Below are 15,543 nucleotides of genomic sequence, written 5' to 3'. Positions count from 1 at the left end.
TCCAACGACGGAATCCGCATGCCGCTCGCACAAGAAATCGCCACGCTCAGCCAGTTCGGCACGGTCCTGATCGTCGACGACAGCCAGGTCCAGCGCGAACATGCGCTCGCCCTGTGCCTACGGCTGGGCGCGGTGGCGGTGGAAGGTGTGGCCGACGGCCATGCGGCGCTGGCGCGGGTGATCCAGGGACCGGCGCCGGGGCTGCTGATCGTGGACCTGGAAATGCCCGGCATGGACGGCGTGCAGTTGCTCGACGCGCTGGCCCACTGCAACGTGCGGGTGCCGATCGTGGTCGCCTCGCAACGCGGCGCGACGCTGATCGAATCGGTGCTGCAGGTCGGTCGCGCCAGCGGCCTGCAGATGCTGGCCGGCCTGGAGAAGCCGCTGCGCGCGGCCGAACTCGGCGCGGCCTTGCAGGCGCACCCGCAGCCCGCGCCGGCAGTGCGCAGCGACGCCAGCCTGGGCGGCACGACCGACGCGGCGATGCTGCACGAAGCGCTGCGCCGCGGCGACATCGAAGTGGCGTACCAGCCCAAGGTGGACATGCGCAGCGGCCAGGTCAGCGGCGTGGAAGCGCTGGCGCGCTGGCGGCATCCGCAGAACGGACAGATCGCGCCGGACCGCTTCATCGCCCTGGCCGAACGCGAAGGCCTGATCCACGCGCTGACCGCCAGCGTCGCCGACCAGGAGATGGCGCGGCTGGCGACCTGGAAGCAATCCGGCTTCCGCCTGACCCTGGCGATCAACCTGTCGCCGTGCCTGCTGCAGGACCCGGGACTGCTCGACGAACTGCATACGCAACTGCGCCGCCACGGGCTGGTGCCGGCCGACGTGATCCTGGAGATCACCGAAAGCTCGCTGGTCGAGGCCAGCGCGCTGGGCATGCTGGCGCGGTTGCGGCTGCAGGGCTTCGGCCTGTCGCTGGACGACTACGGCACCGGCTTTTCCTCGCTGCAACAGCTGACCCGCATCCCTTTCACCGAACTGAAGATCGACCGTATCTTCGTCCACGACGCGCACCGTAGCCGCAATCTGCGCACCGTGCTGGAATCAGCACTGGGCATGGCCCAGCGGCTGGGCCTGAGCACCGTCGCCGAAGGCATCGAGACAGTCGAGGACTGGCAACTGCTGCAGGAACTCGACTGCGACCTGGGCCAGGGCTATCTGCTGGCGCGGCCGATGGGCGGCGGCGCGCTGACCACCTGGCTGCTGGATCACCAGGCGCGGCTGCAGGAACACGGACCCGCTTCGACGCAAGCGCCGCACCACTAACTCGCAGACCATCATGACCAGCACCGACACCATCACCGAGCAGGAATTCAGCAAGTTCCAGCGCTTCATCTTCGACGCCGCCGGCATCACCATTTCCCCGGCCAAGAAGGCGATGCTGTGCGGGCGCCTGGGCAAGCGCCTGAAGGCGCACTCGCTGCAGACCTATACCCAGTACATGAAGCTGCTGGAAAGCCGCGAAGGCAGCGGCGAAGTGCAGACCGCGATCGACCTGCTGACCACCAACGAGACCTACTTCTTTCGCGAGCCCAAGCACTTCGAACTGTTGCGCAAGCTGGCGGGCGAGCACAAGGGCAACGCCCCGTTCCGCATCTGGAGCGCGGCCAGTTCCACCGGCGAGGAAGCCTACAGCATGGCGATGGTGCTGGACGACGCGTTGCAGGGCCGCGCCTACGAAGTGGTCGGCACCGACATCAGCACCCGCGTGCTGGCCAAGGCGCGCACCGGCCACTATCCGCTGCAGCGCATCGAGCACATGCCGCCGGCGCTGCTCAAGCGCTACTGCCTGAAAGGTCGCGGCGAATACGAGGGCAGCCTGCTGATTGACCGCAAACTGCGCGACAACGTGCGCTTCCTGCACGCCAACCTCAATGCGTCGCTGCCCAACCTCGGCCAGTTCGACGTGATCTTTTTGCGCAACGTGATGATCTATTTCAACGGCCAGACCAAGTGCGAAGTGGTGGCGCGGGTGCTCTCCGTGCTCAAGCGCGGCGGCATCTTCTGCATCGGCCACTCGGAAAGCCTCAACGACGTCAACAACGAGGTCGTGCAGGTGGCGCCGTCGGTGTACCGCAAGCCATGAACAGCGCTGCCGGTTTTCAAAGGAACCACCGATGACGACGACGATCAAGGCCATGGTGGTCGACGATTCGGCGGTAGTGCGCCAGGTGCTGGTGGCGGTGCTCAACGAAGCGCCCGGCATCGAAGTGATCGCCGCGGCCGCCGATCCGCTGCTGGCGATGGACAAGATGCGCCAGCAATGGCCGGACGTGATCGTGCTGGACGTGGAAATGCCGAAGATGGACGGCATCACCTTCCTGCGCAAGATCATGAGCGAGCGCCCCACCCCGGTGGTGATCTGCTCCACCCTCACCGAGAAGGGCGCGCGGGTGACCATGGACGCGCTGGCCGCCGGCGCGGTGGCGGTGGTGACCAAGCCCAAGCTCGGCCTGAAGCAATTCCTCACCGACTCGGCCGACGAACTCGTCGCCACGGTGCGCACCGCCGCGCGCGCCAACGTCAAGCGCCTGGCGATGCGCAGCGCCGCGGCGCCGGTGGAAGCGGAGGTCAAGCACACCGCCGACGTGATCCTGCCGGCGCAAGGCGGGCGCCCGTTGGCGCAGACCACCGAACGGGTGATCGCGATCGGCACCTCCACCGGCGGCACCCAGGCGCTGGAGGAAGTGCTGACCGCGCTGCCGCGGGTCAGCCCCGGCATCGTCATCGTCCAGCACATGCCGGAGAAGTTCACCGCCGCGTTCGCCGCACGGCTGGACAGCCTGTGCCAGATCGCGGTGAAGGAAGCGGCCAACAACGACCGCGTGGTCCCGGGCCGCGCGCTGATCGCGCCCGGCGGCAAACATATGCTGCTGCGCCGCAGCGGCGCGCAGTATTTCGTCGAAGTGGTGGACGGGCCGCCGGTGAACCGGCACCGGCCGTCGGTGGACGTGCTGTTCCGCTCTGCCGCGCGCGCCGCCGGCGCCAATGCGCTGGGCATCATCATGACTGGCATGGGTGACGACGGCGCGGTGGGCCTGCTGGAGATGCGCCAGGCCGGCGCGCGCACCGTGGCCCAGGACGAACAGAGCAGCGTGGTGTTCGGCATGCCCAAGGAAGCGATCAAACGCGGCGGCGCGGAGAAGATCCTGCCGCTGGGCTCGATGGCGCGCGAGATCGTGCAGCAGCTCGGCTAGCCGGCGCTCCACGCCGTGCGGGGCGCCTGCCTTTGCCGCGCTGCGCGGCGGCGGGCGGCGTTCGCCTTTTCAAACAGAACTGCGTGCGATACCAAACGGGCACGCGCAGGACTGGCGACACTTCAGCGGCAACGGACGCGACCGGCACCTACCCCATCTCCAGCAGCCTGTCACCGCTATCGCCATGACCATCCCAACCAAGTATCGTGGAATTTACTCTCAGTCGTTTCACGACAACCAACGAGACGAAGCGCGATTCAATGCGGAAGTGACAACTCACCTGGACAATCTCGGTTCGCAACCCAGCGGCAATCAGTTGCTCGATGAACTGACGGCACTGAGCAATCAACGGAGCCATAAGCTCACCATCCGTGAGAAGCCTCTCTCTAGGCGCGGCCCCATGGCCGAGCCGGTGCTGTCGGGCCATCAGTTGCAGCGACATCCCGACCTGGAGAGCTATGAGGAGATCAGAGAAGTCGCCGGCAGCCACTATGCACTGGAGAAGGACAACCGGCCCAATGTGGGATCGAGCGTTGTCGTGTCGTGGAGCGCACATCAGACGAGCATGGGGCTGGACAGAGACGGATATCCGACCTGTCCGACTGCAAGCAACAACGACAAGGTCAGCTTGCTGGCCCATGAACTCGTGCATGCGAAGCACATGATGGCAGGCACCTGGAAAGGAAGTTACGAAGACCGCAACGATGCCAGCACGGCAAGCGGCCAGGAAGAATTGCGTGCGGTGGGCATGGGACGCTACGCCTATTCGCTGACCGGCGCACCTTCGGAGAACTCAGTGCGTGCCGAGCATGGCTTGCCCTTGCGCCACAGCTATTGCAAGCGGGGATATGTACCTGACCCCAGAGAACGGACGCCAAGAAGCAGTGGGTTACGCGGCTTGCTCCGGTTTCTTGGCAGAGTCGATGGGTGACAGGTATCCAAGCACCGAGTGCAAGTGTGTGGGATTGTAGAAGCCATGGCTGTAGCTGGCGATAGCGGCGGGGGCAGCGGCCCTGGACTCGTAGACGCAAGTGGCCTCTTCGCTCTTGAGCGTGGCGAAGAAGCGCTCGGCGATGGCGTTTTCCAAGCAGCGGCCCTTGCGGCGCATGCTCGGCAAGAAGCCGCGGCTGTGGGCGTGGATCGTGGGCAGTTCGACGCCTAGGACCGCCGCTGGATCCAGGCGATCGCGACGGTGCAGGTACCCATGGAAGCCGGAAACCGATACCACCAGCCCCAGGCACCACACCGAATCGGATAGCGAGTCCGTTCACGCGCGACGAAGGCGTACCTCACTTGGACTCCCTGGCAAAGAACGCCGTCGCTTTTTTTTAGGATTTTGCGCTCCATTTTGAGCCTGGCATTCTCGCCCCCCGCTGAGCCGATTCGCTCTCCATCTCCGCAACCGGCTTGCGGCTGGGAGAACTGCTCGGGCCGCCAGTACGCAAAGCGTCCTCCCAATTGCCCAACGTCTTGACCGACATGTCCAACTGACGGGCCGCCTTGGCACGACCAATCGACCCTGCCAGGGCGGTCGCATGGCTCACCCCGAGTTGATGTGATCCTTACAGTACAACCGCCGGTACGCGCTCGGCGTCATGCCCAGGCGCTGGCGGAAGATGCGGCGGAAATAGCCGCTGTCGCTGAAACCAGCGCGCTGCGCGACCTCGTCGACGCTGCAGGTGTTCACCAGCAGCAGCTTCTCGGCGAAGGCGATGCGCTGGCGATGGATCGCCTCGGTCAGCGTGGTGGCGAACGCGCGGCGGTAAATGCGGCCCAGGTAGTCCGGATTGCAATGCAGCTGCGCGGCCAGCGCGGACGCGGTGAGCGCGGTTTGGAACTGGGTGCCGATCAGTTGCCTGGCGCGGTAGGCCAGCGCCACGCCGGCGCGGTCGGAGTCGTGCGGATCGGGCCAGGCGCCGGCCACGCATTGCAGCATCGACAGCACGATCGGCTCCAGCATCGGCAGCGTGCGCCGTTCTTCCTGCTCGCTGAGGAACCAGCGGAACAGGCCGACGAAGCGCTCCGGATCGCGGATCGCGGTGCGTTGCGGCATCGACAGCAGCGTCGCCTGGTCCGCGGCGGCGGCGGCTGCCGGCGCCAGTTCGAAATGCACCCAGTAGAACCGCAGCGCGTCGGAGAAGCGGCCCAGGCCGGCGTGTTCGCGGCCCGGCCACAGGATCAGGGTTTCGCCGGGGCCGATGTGGAAGTCGTGGTCCTGTTCGCGGATCGACAAGGTGCCGCGCTCGACGAAGATCAGCTCGTAGGACTGGATCACCCGGGTCGGATGCGCGCCGACCCCGCGGGAAATGAACAGGCCGCCGTTCTGGACCCGGATCGGATAGGCGACTGCGAGTTCGAGCATGTCGGAAGCGTCTCTGCATCGCGAATGGCACGCTGCACTGCAGCATCAATTGCACGGCATCGCCGTGTGCGCCGCGGTGGCCGCGCAGGTCGGAATCGTACCGTTTTTATACCGCACCGGCTCTTGTTCCGATGCCGGCGGCGTGCGACTTTGCGTTGGCGCCGCACCCGCGCCCGCCAGGAACCGTCCCGTTGAATGCGACCGCCGTTGGCCCCGTTGCCGCAGGCGCCGACCAGGCCGCCACGCACCGACTCTCGCGCCTGGAAAAATTCGGCTACGGCTTGGGCGATGCCGGCGGCACCATCGTCACCTGCCTGATCGCCAACTTCCTCACGTTCTTCTACACCGACGTGTTCGGCCTGACCCCGGCGCTGGTCGGCACCCTGTTCACCGTGCTGCGCATCGCCGATGCGGTGTCCGATCCGCTGATGGGCCTGCTCGCCGACCGCACCCGCAGCCTCTGGGGCCGCTTCCGCGGCTGGCAGCTGTGGATCGCCCTGCCGATCGGCATCGCCTGCGTGCTGACCTTCAGCACCCCGCAGCTGAGCTACGCCGCCAAGGTCGCCTATGCCTTCGCCAGCTATTTCCTGCTGTCGCTGTGCTACACCGCGATCAACGTGCCGTACTGCGCACTGATCAACAGCATGACCGGTGACCACCGCGAAGTGGTGTCGGCGCAGTCCTGGCGCTTCGTGCTGTGCGGCATCGCCGGCTTCCTGGTCTCGGTCGGGCTGCCGTGGCTGGTGCGGGTGCTCGGCGATGGCGATGCCGCGCACGGCTACCAGCTTGGCGTGGGCCTGCTCGGCGCGCTGGCAGTGGCGATGTTCCTGTGCTGCTTCTTCGCCGTGCGCGAGCGCGTGCCGGTCAGCCTGCTCTGCGCGGCCGGCATCGGCGAGCACCTGCGCGGGCTGCTGCGCAACGACCAGATGCGGCTGGTGCTGCTGATGTCGTTTCTGCTGATCAACGTGTTCAACATCCGCGGCGGCGGCTATCTGTACTTCATCACCTACGTGCTCGGCGGCGGCGCCGGCTACACCTCGCTGTTCTTCGCGATGGTGGCGCTGGCCACGGTGCTCGGCGCGATCGTGGTCAATGCGCTGTGCCGCCGTTTCGATCCGCTGGCGCTGTACCTGCACACCAACCTGGCGCTGGCCGCGCTGGGTGTGCTGCAGTGGTGCATGCCCACCGGGCCGGCGCAGCAGACGCTGTGGCTGGGGCTGATCTTCGTCAACTGCCTGGTGCTCGGCTTCGCGCTGCCGCTGCATTTTTCGATCATGGCCTTCGCCGACGACTACGGCGCGTGGAAGAACCGCATCCGCTCCTCCGGCATCAACTTCGCCTTCAACCTGTTCTGCATCAAGCTGGCCTGGGCCTCGAGCGCGGTGGTGATCAGCTACCTGTTCGTGCGCGTGGGCTACCGCGCCGGCGCCGGACACCAGACCGCCGCCTCGCTGCAGGCCATCACCCTGCTGGAAACGCTGATTCCTGCGGCGCTGCACCTGCTGCTGGCCGCGGTGATCCAGCGCTGCGGCCTGCGCCGGCCGCTGCTGGCCGAGATCGGCGCCGATCTGGCCGCGCGCCCGGTGCACTGACCGTTCCCCTCCTCCTCCCCACAGGACTGGCCGCCTCCATGCCGCATTCGCTCGCCCCGCCGCCCGAACTCCCGCTCGACCGCCTGCGCATCGCCGACCCGTTCTGGCAGCGCTACCAGCGCCTGGTGCAGGAGGTGGTGCTGCCGTACCAGTGGGACGCGCTCAACGACAATGTCGCCGATGCCGAACCCAGCCACGCGATCGAGAACTTCCGTATCGCCGCCGGGCGCAGCGACGGCGCGTTCTACGGCATGGTGTTCCAGGACAGCGACGTGGCCAAGTGGCTGGAAGCGGTGGCCTACCTGCTCGCGCAACATCCCGATCCGGCCCTGGAGCGCGATGCCGACGCCACCATCGAACTGATCGGCGCCGCGCAGCAGACCGACGGCTACCTCAACACCTATTTCACGGTGAAGGCGCCGGAACAGCGCTGGAGCAACCTGGCCGAATGCCACGAACTGTACTGCGCCGGACACATGATCGAGGCCGGCGTCGCCTACCACCAGGCCACCGGCAAGCGCGCGCTGCTGGACATCGTGTGCCGGCTCGCCGACCACATCGACGCCACCTTCGGCCCCGGCCCGCAGCAACTGCACGGCTACCCCGGGCATCCGGAGATCGAGCTGGCGCTGATGCGCCTGTACGAGGCCACCGGCGAGCCGCGCTATCTGGCGCTGACCCGCTACTTCGTCGAGCAGCGCGGCACCACGCCGCACTACTACGACGAAGAATACGAAAAGCGCGGCCGCAGCTTCTTCTGGGGCGGCCACGGGCCGGCGTGGATGATCGAGGACAAGACCTACAGCCAGGCGCATGTGCCGGTCGCGCTGCAGACCAGCGCGGTCGGCCACGCGGTGCGCTTCGTCTACCTGTACGCCGGCGTGGCGCACCTGGCGCGGCACAGCGGCGATGCGCAACTGCGCGCGACCTGCGAGCGGCTATGGGAGAACACCACGCAGCGGCAGCTGTACCTCACCGGCGCGATCGGCGCGCAGAGCTACGGCGAAGCCTTCAGCGTCGACTACGACCTGCCCAACGACACCGCCTACAACGAAAGCTGCGCCTCGATCGGGCTGATGATGTTCGCCAACCGCATGCTGCAGCTGGCGCCGGACAGCCGCTATGCCGACGTGATGGAGCGTGCGCTGTACAACACCGTGCTGGCCGGCATGGCCCTGGACGGGCGCCACTTCTTCTACGTCAATCCGCTGGAAGTGCATCCGCCCACCGTGCACGGCAACCACGGCTTCGACCACGTCAAACCGGTGCGCCAGCGCTGGTTCGGCTGCGCCTGCTGCCCGCCCAACATCGCCCGCGTGCTGACCTCGCTCGGCCACTACCTCTACACCCGCCGCGACGACACCTTGTACGTGAACCTGTACGTCGGCAGCGATGCGGCGTTCGACGTGGGCGGGCAGACCCTGACCCTGCGCCAGCGCGGCGAGTACCCGTGGCAGGAACAGGTCGAACTGAGCGTGGACTGCGACGCGCCAGTCGAAGCCGCGCTGGCGCTGCGCCTGCCGGACTGGTGCCGTGCGCCGCAACTGCGACTCAACGGCGAAGCCGTGGCGATCGCGGCGCATCTGCAGCACGGCTACTGCGTGCTGCGTCGGCGCTGGCAACGCGGCGACACGCTGCACCTGCACCTGCCGATGCCGCCGATGCGGGTCAGCGGCCATCCGCGCGTGCGCCATCTGGCCGGCAAGGTCGCGCTGCAACGCGGGCCGCTGGTGTACTGCCTGGAGCAGGCCGACAACGGCACGCAACTGCACCAGCTGCGCCTGCCCGCCGACGCGGCGATCCGCACCGAACCCGGCAGCGGCACCCTGGCCGGCCAGGTGCTGCTGCAGGCCGCAGGCAAACGCCTGCACGGCCAAGACGATGCGCAGGCCGACGCCATCCCGCTGTACCGCTACGACGCGCCGCCGGCGTCGCGGCAGGCGCAGACCCTGACCTTCGTACCCTACTTCGCCTGGGCCAACCGCGGCGAAGGCGAGATGCGGGTGTGGGTGGACGCCAGCGGCGACGACTGAACTTGCGCGCCGCCGCGCGGCGCGCTTACACCTCGGCGAGGATCTGCTGGCGCCGGCGTTCGTATTCCGCCTGGTCGACCAGGCCCTGCGCGCGCAACGCCTCAAGCGCGCGCAGCCGCATCTGAACCGATGCCGCGGGCGGCAGCGGCGGCGGCGCAGCGGCGCAGCGCGACGCTTGCGCACGCCGGTCGGCGCGCATCGCCAGCCACACCAACGCGAACACCAGCACCGGCAGCGCCAGCAGGACCGACATGATCACCAAGTGCCAGATGCTGAAACCGAACATCGCATCCTCCTTGATGCGGCACGTAGTGCCTGCGTATTACTTGGCCTTGCCCTGGTTGGCCACCGCCTCGGCCGCCTTCTTCGCCGCTTGCGGATCGCCGAGATAGCGGTAGGACTGCACCTTCAATTCGTCGTCCAGCTCGAACAGCAGCGGGATGCCGGTGGGGATGTTGAGTTCCAGGATTTGCTCGCGCGAGACGCCGTTCAAATACTTGTACAGCGCGCGCAGCGAGTTGCCGTGCGCGGTGACCAGCACGGTCTGCCCGGCCTTCAGCTGCGGCGCGATCGCATCGTGCCAATACGGCAGCACGCGCTCCAGCGTGGTCGCCAGCGACTCGGTGGCCGGCAACGCATTGCGATCGAGCGTAGCGTAGCGGCGGTCGTGCAGCGGATGGCCCGGATCGTCGGCGTCCATCGGCGGCGGCGGGATATCGTAGGAACGGCGCCAGATCTTGACCTGCTCCTCGCCGTGCTTGGCCGCGGTCTCGGCCTTGTCCAGGCCCTGCAGGCCACCGTAGTGGCGCTCGTTGAGGCGCCAGCTCTTGTGCACCGGCAGCCAATCCTGATCCAGTTCCTTCAGCGCGCCCTGCAGGGTGTGGATCGCGCGCTTGAGCACCGAGGTGTGCGCCATATCGAACTGCAGCCCCTCCTCGCGCAGCAGGCGCCCGGCGGCGGCGGCTTCCTGGCGGCCTTGCTCGGTGAGATCCACGTCCACCCAGCCGGTGAAGCGGTTATCCAGGTTCCACTGGCTCTGGCCATGGCGCAACAGTACGAGTTTGCGGGTCACTGCGACGGTCTCCGTTGTGGGAATGGGTGGGTCGTGCGGCCCTGGATTGTAGCGGCATCGCCGTAAGCGGATGCCGTGGTGGCCACATCACGCAGGCCATTCGCCGAAGCGCTTCAATTCCGACGATGTCCCCTGTAGGAGCGGCTTCAGCCGCGACAGGCTCTATCGGTAAAGCCCGTCGCGGCTGAAGCCGCTCCTACACCACTTCGGCAACTGCAGTGCCCCCGAGCCGACATGCTCCAGCGACAGCAGCCATACCAACCTGCACGCCACGGCCACGAACGCAGCGCGATCATCTGCGCATGGACACTTCTTTAAACAATGTCTTCGGCGACTGGGACGGCAGCATCGTGCAGGCGCGGGCGCTGCAGGCCACGCTGGCCAAGCAGGTGCGGCTGCAGGACGAAGTGGCGGACCCGCCGCGCTGGCTGGCCGGGTTCGACGTCGGTTTCGAGGACGAAGGCCGCATCACCCGCGCCGCCGCCGTGCTGATCGATGCCAACACCCTGCAACCGCAGCAGGCCGAGATCGCCCGCGTGCCGACCTCGATGCCCTACGTGCCGGGCTTGCTGAGCTTTCGCGAACTGCCGGCGCTGCTGGCCGCGCTGGCCCTGCTGCGGCAACGTCCGGACCTGGTGTTCGTCGACGGCCAGGGCATCGCCCATCCACGCCGGCTCGGCATCGCCGCGCACTTCGGCGTGATCAGCGGCCTGCCCAGCATCGGCGTGGCCAAGAAGCTGCTGGCCGGGCGCTACGACGAACCCGGCCCGCAGGCCGGCGACCGCAGCCCCATCGTGCACCGCGGCGACACCGTCGGCTGGGCGCTGCGCAGCAAGTCGCGCTGCAATCCGCTGATCGTCTCGCCCGGCCACCGCGTCGCGGTGGATAGCGCGCTGGAGTGGACACTGCGCTACCTGCGCGGCTACCGCCTGCCGGAACCGACCCGCCTGGCCGACCGGCTGGCCTCGCGCCGCGGCGAGGTCAGCGTACAGGCGGCCACCGATCGCCTGCTGTGATGCTGCCACGTGGAGCAGTGCCGCTGCGTCGGTGCCGCGACGTGTGCGGCCTGTGGGTGGCATCCCCGCCGGCGCGGTCGCGCAGCGGAGGCGCCGCCGCTGCGCACACATAGGCAATTAATGGAACATGATTCCGAGCGCACGCCTTCATCGCTGCGCGCGCAGCCGCATCCGTTGCACGGCATGAAGACGTGTGCGTGGTTGCCGAAATCGGCCGAGGACTGCAAATGCATCCAACTACCCGAATATGGCAAATAGCGTCCGCCGGCGCGATGCCGCTGGTGCCGCCGCCGTGACCAGCACCGCATCCAAGCGCGCCTGCTGCGCGAGCGCCGGATCGGCCGCATCTAGACCCGCATCCCAATTGTCAAGTGCCGCCCGCTCGGCTATGGTTCCGATGGCGGCTGGGCAACTGCGGCCGCACACCGGGACACGCACGGCACAGCGGTATGCACTGCACGCGGATCCCGCAACGGACTGAGGGTGACGTGCCGTGCCGGCCTGCGTCGGCGTGCGCTGAAGATCGATGCCGTCGCAGTGCGGCGGCGCATGGGGACATCGCGAATGAGGGTTGCATACTGGCTCACCGGCCTATCGCTCCTGCCTGCCATGCTGGCGGTGGCCACGGCCATGGCGCAGCAGGCGCAGAACTGCCCGCAACTGCCGCCGCAGTCCAATCTGCAGTGGAGCGAGCGCAGCGACAAGGGCTTCATCGTGTGCCGCGCGACAGCCGCCGACGGCCGCCAGGTGCTGGGCATGATGCTGACCTCGCGCGACCCGGACATCCCGCTGGCGCGCAACCTGCGCGAAGAGAAAGGCAGCATCGCCGGCGAGAGCATGCACTGGTACCGGCCCGACCTGGGCGGCGCGAACGCGCCGGGCCTGGCCTCGCGCCGGGTGACCGTGGTCGAGCTGAGCAAGAACCACTACGCGCAGGTGTGGATCGACGCCAGTGATGTGCAGGAACTGCAATCGCTGCAGTCGCTGGTGCAGGGCCTGGACGTGCGCACGACCAGCGTGGCGCTGGATCGCTGAGCCAGGCAACGTCCTTTGTAGGAGCAACGGTCTTCAGCCGCGACGAGCGCAGTGGTGTTCCGAACGGGTATGCAGTCGGGACTGACGTCCCTCCCACAAGCGGCCTTGCCGCTCAGCGGCGCCGTTGGAACCCTTGTGGGAGCGACGTCAGTCGCGACGAACGCAGCGGCGGGCCTTCCGGCTTCAGAAGTTGTCGCGGCTGAAGCCGCTCCTACAGTGCACCCAACAGGCGATCCGCAAGCCGCTTCCTACAGGTTTCATGGCGTGTCGATCGACATCCCAAGCCGCTGCAACCGTCCTTCCTGGAAATCGACGAAGGCCTGCATCGGCGCCTCGCGCATGTTCACCACGCACGGCCCGTGACGCGCCACCGGTTCGCGCAGCGGGCGGCGGGCGGCGGGCGGCGGGCGACCAGGATCGGCCGTGCGCCCACAGCGCCGGCCTGCAGCTGCAGCAGATCGCCGCCGCCGAGCACGGCCAGGGGGCTGCGCCAGCAGCGCGCGTGGCCCTCGCCCTCGCCCAGCGTCGCGGACTACGACCAAAGTACTAGGGCCATTCCCTGCCCCGGCATTGACCCCCCAGGCCATCGGGGCGACCCTTGCGGGAATCTTGTGGGGAAGCGATCTGCATGAAAGGGTTTTCCAAACTGGCCTGGGCCGCGCTCGCGGTGCTGGCGGCGTTCTGCCTGGGCACCATCGCCCTGCGCCGCGGCGAACACATCAACGCGCTGTGGATCGTGGTCGCCGCGGTCTCGATCTACCTGATCGCGTATCGCTTCTACAGCCTGTTCATCGCCACCAAGGTGATGCAGCTGGACCCCACCCGCGCCACGCCGGCCGTGCTCAACAACGACGGCCTGGACTACGTGCCGACCAACAAGCACGTGCTGTTCGGCCACCACTTCGCCGCCATCGCCGGCGCCGGGCCGCTGGTCGGGCCAGTGCTCGCCGCGCAGATGGGCTACCTGCCCGGGCTCCTGTGGCTGGTGGTCGGCGTGGTGTTCGCCGGCGCGGTGCAGGACTTCGTGGTGCTGTTCCTGTCCAGCCGCCGCAACGGCCGTTCGCTCGGCGAGCTGGTGCGCGAGGAGATGGGCCAGATCCCAGGCACCATCGCCCTGTTCGGCGCGTTCCTGATCATGATCATCATCCTGGCGGTGCTGGCGATGGTGGTGGTCAAGGCGCTTGCGGAAAGTCCGTGGGGCATGTTCACGGTGATCGCGACGATGCCGATCGCGATCATGATGGGCGTGTACATGCGTTACATCCGCCCCGGCAAGATCGGCGAGATCTCGATCGTCGGGCTGATCCTGCTGCTGGCCGCGATCTGGTTCGGCGGCAAGGTCGCCGCCGATCCGACCTGGGGCCCGGCCTTCACCTTCACCGACGTGCAGATCACCTGGATGCTGATCGGCTACGGCTTCGTCGCCTCGGTGCTGCCGGTGTGGCTGTTGCTGGCACCGCGCGACTACCTGTCCACCTTCCTCAAGATCGGCACCATCATCGCCCTTGCCATCGGCATCCTGGTGGTCATGCCCGACCTGAAGATGCCGGCGCTGACCCAATACGCGCACAACGGCATGGGCCCGGTGTGGACCGGCGGCATCTTCCCGTTCCTGTTCATCACCATCGCCTGCGGCGCGGTGTCCGGCTTCCATGCCCTGATCGCCTCCGGCACCACGCCCAAGCTGCTCGCCAACGAAGGCCATATGCGCTACATCGGCTACGGCGGCATGCTGATGGAATCGTTCGTCGCGGTGATGGCGCTGGTCGCCGCCTCGATCATCGAACCAGGCGTGTATTTCGCGATGAACGCGCCGGCGTCGATGGTCGGTAGCGACGTGGTCGCGGTCGCGGCGAAGGTCAGCGAATGGGGCTTCGCGATCACCCCCGAGGTGCTTGAGGCCACCGCGCGCGATATCGGCGAGACCACCCTCCTGGCCCGCGCCGGCGGCGCGCCGACCCTGGCGGTGGGCATCGCGCAGATCCTGCACCAGCTGTTGCCGGGCGAGGACATGATGGCGTTCTGGTACCACTTCGCGATCCTGTTCGAGGCACTGTTCATCCTCACCGCGGTCGATGCCGGCACCCGCGCCGGGCGCTTCATGCTGCAGGACCTGCTCGGCAACTTCATCCCGGCCTTGAAGCGGACCGAATCATGGAGCGCCAACATCATCGCCACCGGCGGCTGCGTGGCGCTGTGGGGCTACCTGCTGTACACCGGGGTCAAGGATCCCTACGGCGGCATCCGCACGCTGTGGCCGCTGTTCGGCATCTCCAACCAGATGCTCGCCGGCATCGCGCTGATGCTGGGCACGGTGGTGCTGTTCAAGATGAAGCGCGACCGCTACGCCTGGGTCACCATCGTGCCGGCGCTGTGGTTGCTGCTCTGCACCACCTATGCTGGGCTGATCAAGATCTTCGACCCGAATCCGGCGCAGGGTTTCCTGGCGCAGGCGCACAAGTTCCAGGACGCGATCGCCAGCGGCACCCTTACCGCCCCGGCCAAGACCGTGCCGCAGATGCAGCAGATCGTCACCAACGCCTACGTCAACACCGGGCTGACCGCGCTGTTCCTGTTCGTGGTGTTCTCGATCCTGATCTATGCGGTCAAGACCATCCTCGCCGCGCGCCGCAACCCGCAGCGCAGCGACAGGGAAACCGCGTACGTGGCGCTGCAGCCGCACCAGATGGCGGACATCTGATGACGACCGAACTGATTCCGGTCGGGCACTACCAGGCGCATCGCCGGCTGTGGCGGCGCCTGGTGCAGACCGCGCGGCTGTGCTGCGGCATTCCCGACTACGACAACTACGTGCGCCACGTGCTGGAGAAACATCCCGACCGGCAACCGATGGACTACAAGACCTTCTTCCGCGAGCGCCAGGAAGCACGCTATGGCGGCAAGAGCGGGTTTCGCTGTTGTTGAAAGGCCGGGAGTGGGGATTGGGGATGACCAGCCATTTGGCTGTGGAAAGCCGGGATTGGCAACGGCGGGAGTGCGGTGCCTGAGGGCATCGCGGCTGCGGAACGCACGCCATGACGCTTCGGTGCGTGAGCGCGCACTCCGACATGCGTTGAACACGCGCCATCCGGTGTAGGAGCGGCTTCAGCCGCGACGAGCGGAGCGGCGGGCCTTCCGGCTTCGGGAGTTGTCGCGGCTGAAGCCGCTCCTACAGTGCACCCAGCCGGCTATTCGCAGGCGGTTGTAGGAGCAACTTCAGCCGCGACAGG

General features: G+C 67.4%; 14 protein-coding genes and 1 pseudogene. 10 read left to right on the top strand and 5 right to left on the bottom strand.

The window, feature by feature from the left end:
- The first annotated feature begins 18 nt into the window (after nt 1-18).
- The 4 genes from ISN38_RS16985 to xopG all read left to right on the top strand — a co-directional run bounded on the left by ISN38_RS16985 (nt 19) and on the right by xopG (nt 4,134).
- Entirely contained in the window at nt 19-1,272 is a 1,254-nt protein-coding gene (locus ISN38_RS16985) for an EAL domain-containing response regulator (RefSeq protein ID WP_206711924.1), read from the top strand.
- Nucleotides 1,273-1,285: 13 nt separating this feature from the next.
- On the top strand, nt 1,286-2,092 hold the full coding sequence (locus tag ISN38_RS16980; protein ID WP_004426072.1) for a CheR family methyltransferase: 807 nt from the start codon (nt 1,286-1,288) through the stop codon (nt 2,090-2,092).
- Nucleotides 2,093-2,123: 31 nt separating this feature from the next.
- The gene (locus ISN38_RS16975) at nt 2,124-3,203 is read left to right on the top strand and encodes a protein-glutamate methylesterase/protein-glutamine glutaminase (RefSeq protein WP_003478290.1); all 1,080 of its coding nucleotides are present in this window, start codon (nt 2,124-2,126) and stop codon (nt 3,201-3,203) included.
- Nucleotides 3,204-3,387: 184 nt separating this feature from the next.
- Nucleotides 3,388-4,134 (top strand): XopG/HopH/AvrPtoH family type III secretion system effector, encoded by a 747-nt coding sequence (gene xopG, locus ISN38_RS16970; RefSeq protein WP_080627663.1) that lies wholly within the window; start codon nt 3,388-3,390, stop codon nt 4,132-4,134.
- On the opposite strand, the gene ISN38_RS16965 is transcribed toward xopG, so the two are convergent.
- Both ISN38_RS16965 and ISN38_RS16960 read right to left on the bottom strand, forming a co-directional pair.
- Nucleotides 4,093-4,431, bottom strand: a complete 339-nt coding sequence (locus tag ISN38_RS16965) for an integrase core domain-containing protein (RefSeq protein ID WP_058197373.1) — start codon at nt 4,429-4,431, stop codon at nt 4,093-4,095. The two genes, xopG and ISN38_RS16965, sit on opposite strands and share 42 nt — an antisense overlap.
- Nucleotides 4,432-4,743: 312 nt before the next feature.
- Nucleotides 4,744-5,565 (bottom strand): helix-turn-helix transcriptional regulator, encoded by an 822-nt coding sequence (locus tag ISN38_RS16960; protein ID WP_004426077.1) that lies wholly within the window; start codon nt 5,563-5,565, stop codon nt 4,744-4,746.
- Nucleotides 5,566-5,756: 191 nt separating this feature from the next.
- Between ISN38_RS16960 and ISN38_RS16955 the strand changes: the two genes are divergently transcribed.
- Together ISN38_RS16955 and ISN38_RS16950 are read left to right on the top strand one after the other, a co-directional pair.
- Entirely contained in the window at nt 5,757-7,157 is a 1,401-nt protein-coding gene (locus ISN38_RS16955) for an MFS transporter (RefSeq protein ID WP_047325637.1), read from the top strand.
- A 38-nt stretch (nt 7,158-7,195) separates the two neighbouring features.
- Nucleotides 7,196-9,190: a glycoside hydrolase family 127 protein gene (locus tag ISN38_RS16950; protein ID WP_004426081.1), complete on the top strand. Its 1,995-nt coding sequence runs from the start codon at nt 7,196-7,198 to the stop codon at nt 9,188-9,190.
- 25 nt (nt 9,191-9,215) lie between these two features.
- Here the strand turns inward: ISN38_RS16950 and ISN38_RS16945 are convergent, their stop codons facing one another.
- Both ISN38_RS16945 and gpmA read right to left on the bottom strand, forming a co-directional pair.
- Nucleotides 9,216-9,476, bottom strand: coding sequence for an SHOCT domain-containing protein (locus tag ISN38_RS16945; protein ID WP_047325096.1), 261 nt, complete (start codon nt 9,474-9,476; stop codon nt 9,216-9,218).
- A 36-nt stretch (nt 9,477-9,512) separates the two neighbouring features.
- Nucleotides 9,513-10,262, bottom strand: a complete 750-nt coding sequence (gpmA, locus tag ISN38_RS16940; protein WP_206711923.1) for a 2,3-diphosphoglycerate-dependent phosphoglycerate mutase — start codon at nt 10,260-10,262, stop codon at nt 9,513-9,515.
- Between the two features lie 302 nt (nt 10,263-10,564).
- Here gpmA and nfi point away from each other — a divergent pair, with 302 nt between their 5' ends.
- Together nfi and ISN38_RS16930 are read left to right on the top strand one after the other, a co-directional pair.
- Nucleotides 10,565-11,278: a deoxyribonuclease V gene (gene nfi, locus ISN38_RS16935; RefSeq protein ID WP_004426087.1), complete on the top strand. Its 714-nt coding sequence runs from the start codon at nt 10,565-10,567 to the stop codon at nt 11,276-11,278.
- Nucleotides 11,279-11,842: 564 nt separating this feature from the next.
- On the top strand, nt 11,843-12,313 hold the full coding sequence (locus tag ISN38_RS16930) for a hypothetical protein (protein WP_047325097.1): 471 nt from the start codon (nt 11,843-11,845) through the stop codon (nt 12,311-12,313).
- A 257-nt stretch (nt 12,314-12,570) separates the two neighbouring features.
- Here ISN38_RS16930 and ISN38_RS16925 read toward each other — a convergent pair.
- Nucleotides 12,571-12,839 (bottom strand): annotated as a pseudogene (locus ISN38_RS16925) (pirin-like C-terminal cupin domain-containing protein); the annotation flags it as partial.
- Nucleotides 12,840-12,941: 102 nt separating this feature from the next.
- Here ISN38_RS16925 and ISN38_RS16920 point away from each other — a divergent pair.
- Together ISN38_RS16920 and ISN38_RS16915 are read left to right on the top strand one after the other, a co-directional pair.
- Nucleotides 12,942-15,014 (top strand): carbon starvation CstA family protein, encoded by a 2,073-nt coding sequence (locus ISN38_RS16920; protein WP_058361946.1) that lies wholly within the window; start codon nt 12,942-12,944, stop codon nt 15,012-15,014.
- The gene (locus ISN38_RS16915; RefSeq protein WP_003478267.1) at nt 15,014-15,238 is read left to right on the top strand and encodes a YbdD/YjiX family protein; all 225 of its coding nucleotides are present in this window, start codon (nt 15,014-15,016) and stop codon (nt 15,236-15,238) included. The genes ISN38_RS16920 and ISN38_RS16915 overlap by 1 nt, the downstream gene beginning before the upstream one ends.
- Nucleotides 15,239-15,543 lie beyond the last annotated feature (305 nt).

The organism is Xanthomonas translucens pv. undulosa (assembly GCF_017301775.1).
Lineage (GTDB): Bacteria > Pseudomonadota > Gammaproteobacteria > Xanthomonadales > Xanthomonadaceae > Xanthomonas_A > Xanthomonas_A translucens.
This window is presented reverse-complemented; position numbering and strand designations above follow the sequence as displayed.

Excerpts from the sequence above, each read along its gene's own strand:
- ISN38_RS16985 (WP_206711924.1), top strand. The coding sequence starts at position 19 with ATGCCGCTCGCACAAGAAATCGCCACGCTCAGCCAGTTCGGCACGGTC.
- ISN38_RS16980 (WP_004426072.1), top strand. The coding sequence starts at position 1,286 with ATGACCAGCACCGACACCATCACCGAGCAGGAATTCAGCAAGTTCCAG.
- ISN38_RS16975 (WP_003478290.1), top strand. The coding sequence starts at position 2,124 with ATGACGACGACGATCAAGGCCATGGTGGTCGACGATTCGGCGGTAGTG.
- xopG (WP_080627663.1), top strand. The coding sequence starts at position 3,388 with ATGACCATCCCAACCAAGTATCGTGGAATTTACTCTCAGTCGTTTCAC.
- ISN38_RS16960 (WP_004426077.1), bottom strand. The coding sequence starts at position 5,565 with ATGCTCGAACTCGCAGTCGCCTATCCGATCCGGGTCCAGAACGGCGGC.
- ISN38_RS16950 (WP_004426081.1), top strand. The coding sequence starts at position 7,196 with ATGCCGCATTCGCTCGCCCCGCCGCCCGAACTCCCGCTCGACCGCCTG.
- ISN38_RS16945 (WP_047325096.1), bottom strand. The coding sequence starts at position 9,476 with ATGTTCGGTTTCAGCATCTGGCACTTGGTGATCATGTCGGTCCTGCTG.
- nfi (WP_004426087.1), top strand. The coding sequence starts at position 10,565 with ATGGACACTTCTTTAAACAATGTCTTCGGCGACTGGGACGGCAGCATC.
- ISN38_RS16930 (WP_047325097.1), top strand. The coding sequence starts at position 11,843 with ATGAGGGTTGCATACTGGCTCACCGGCCTATCGCTCCTGCCTGCCATG.
- ISN38_RS16920 (WP_058361946.1), top strand. The coding sequence starts at position 12,942 with ATGAAAGGGTTTTCCAAACTGGCCTGGGCCGCGCTCGCGGTGCTGGCG.
- ISN38_RS16915 (WP_003478267.1), top strand. The coding sequence starts at position 15,014 with ATGACGACCGAACTGATTCCGGTCGGGCACTACCAGGCGCATCGCCGG.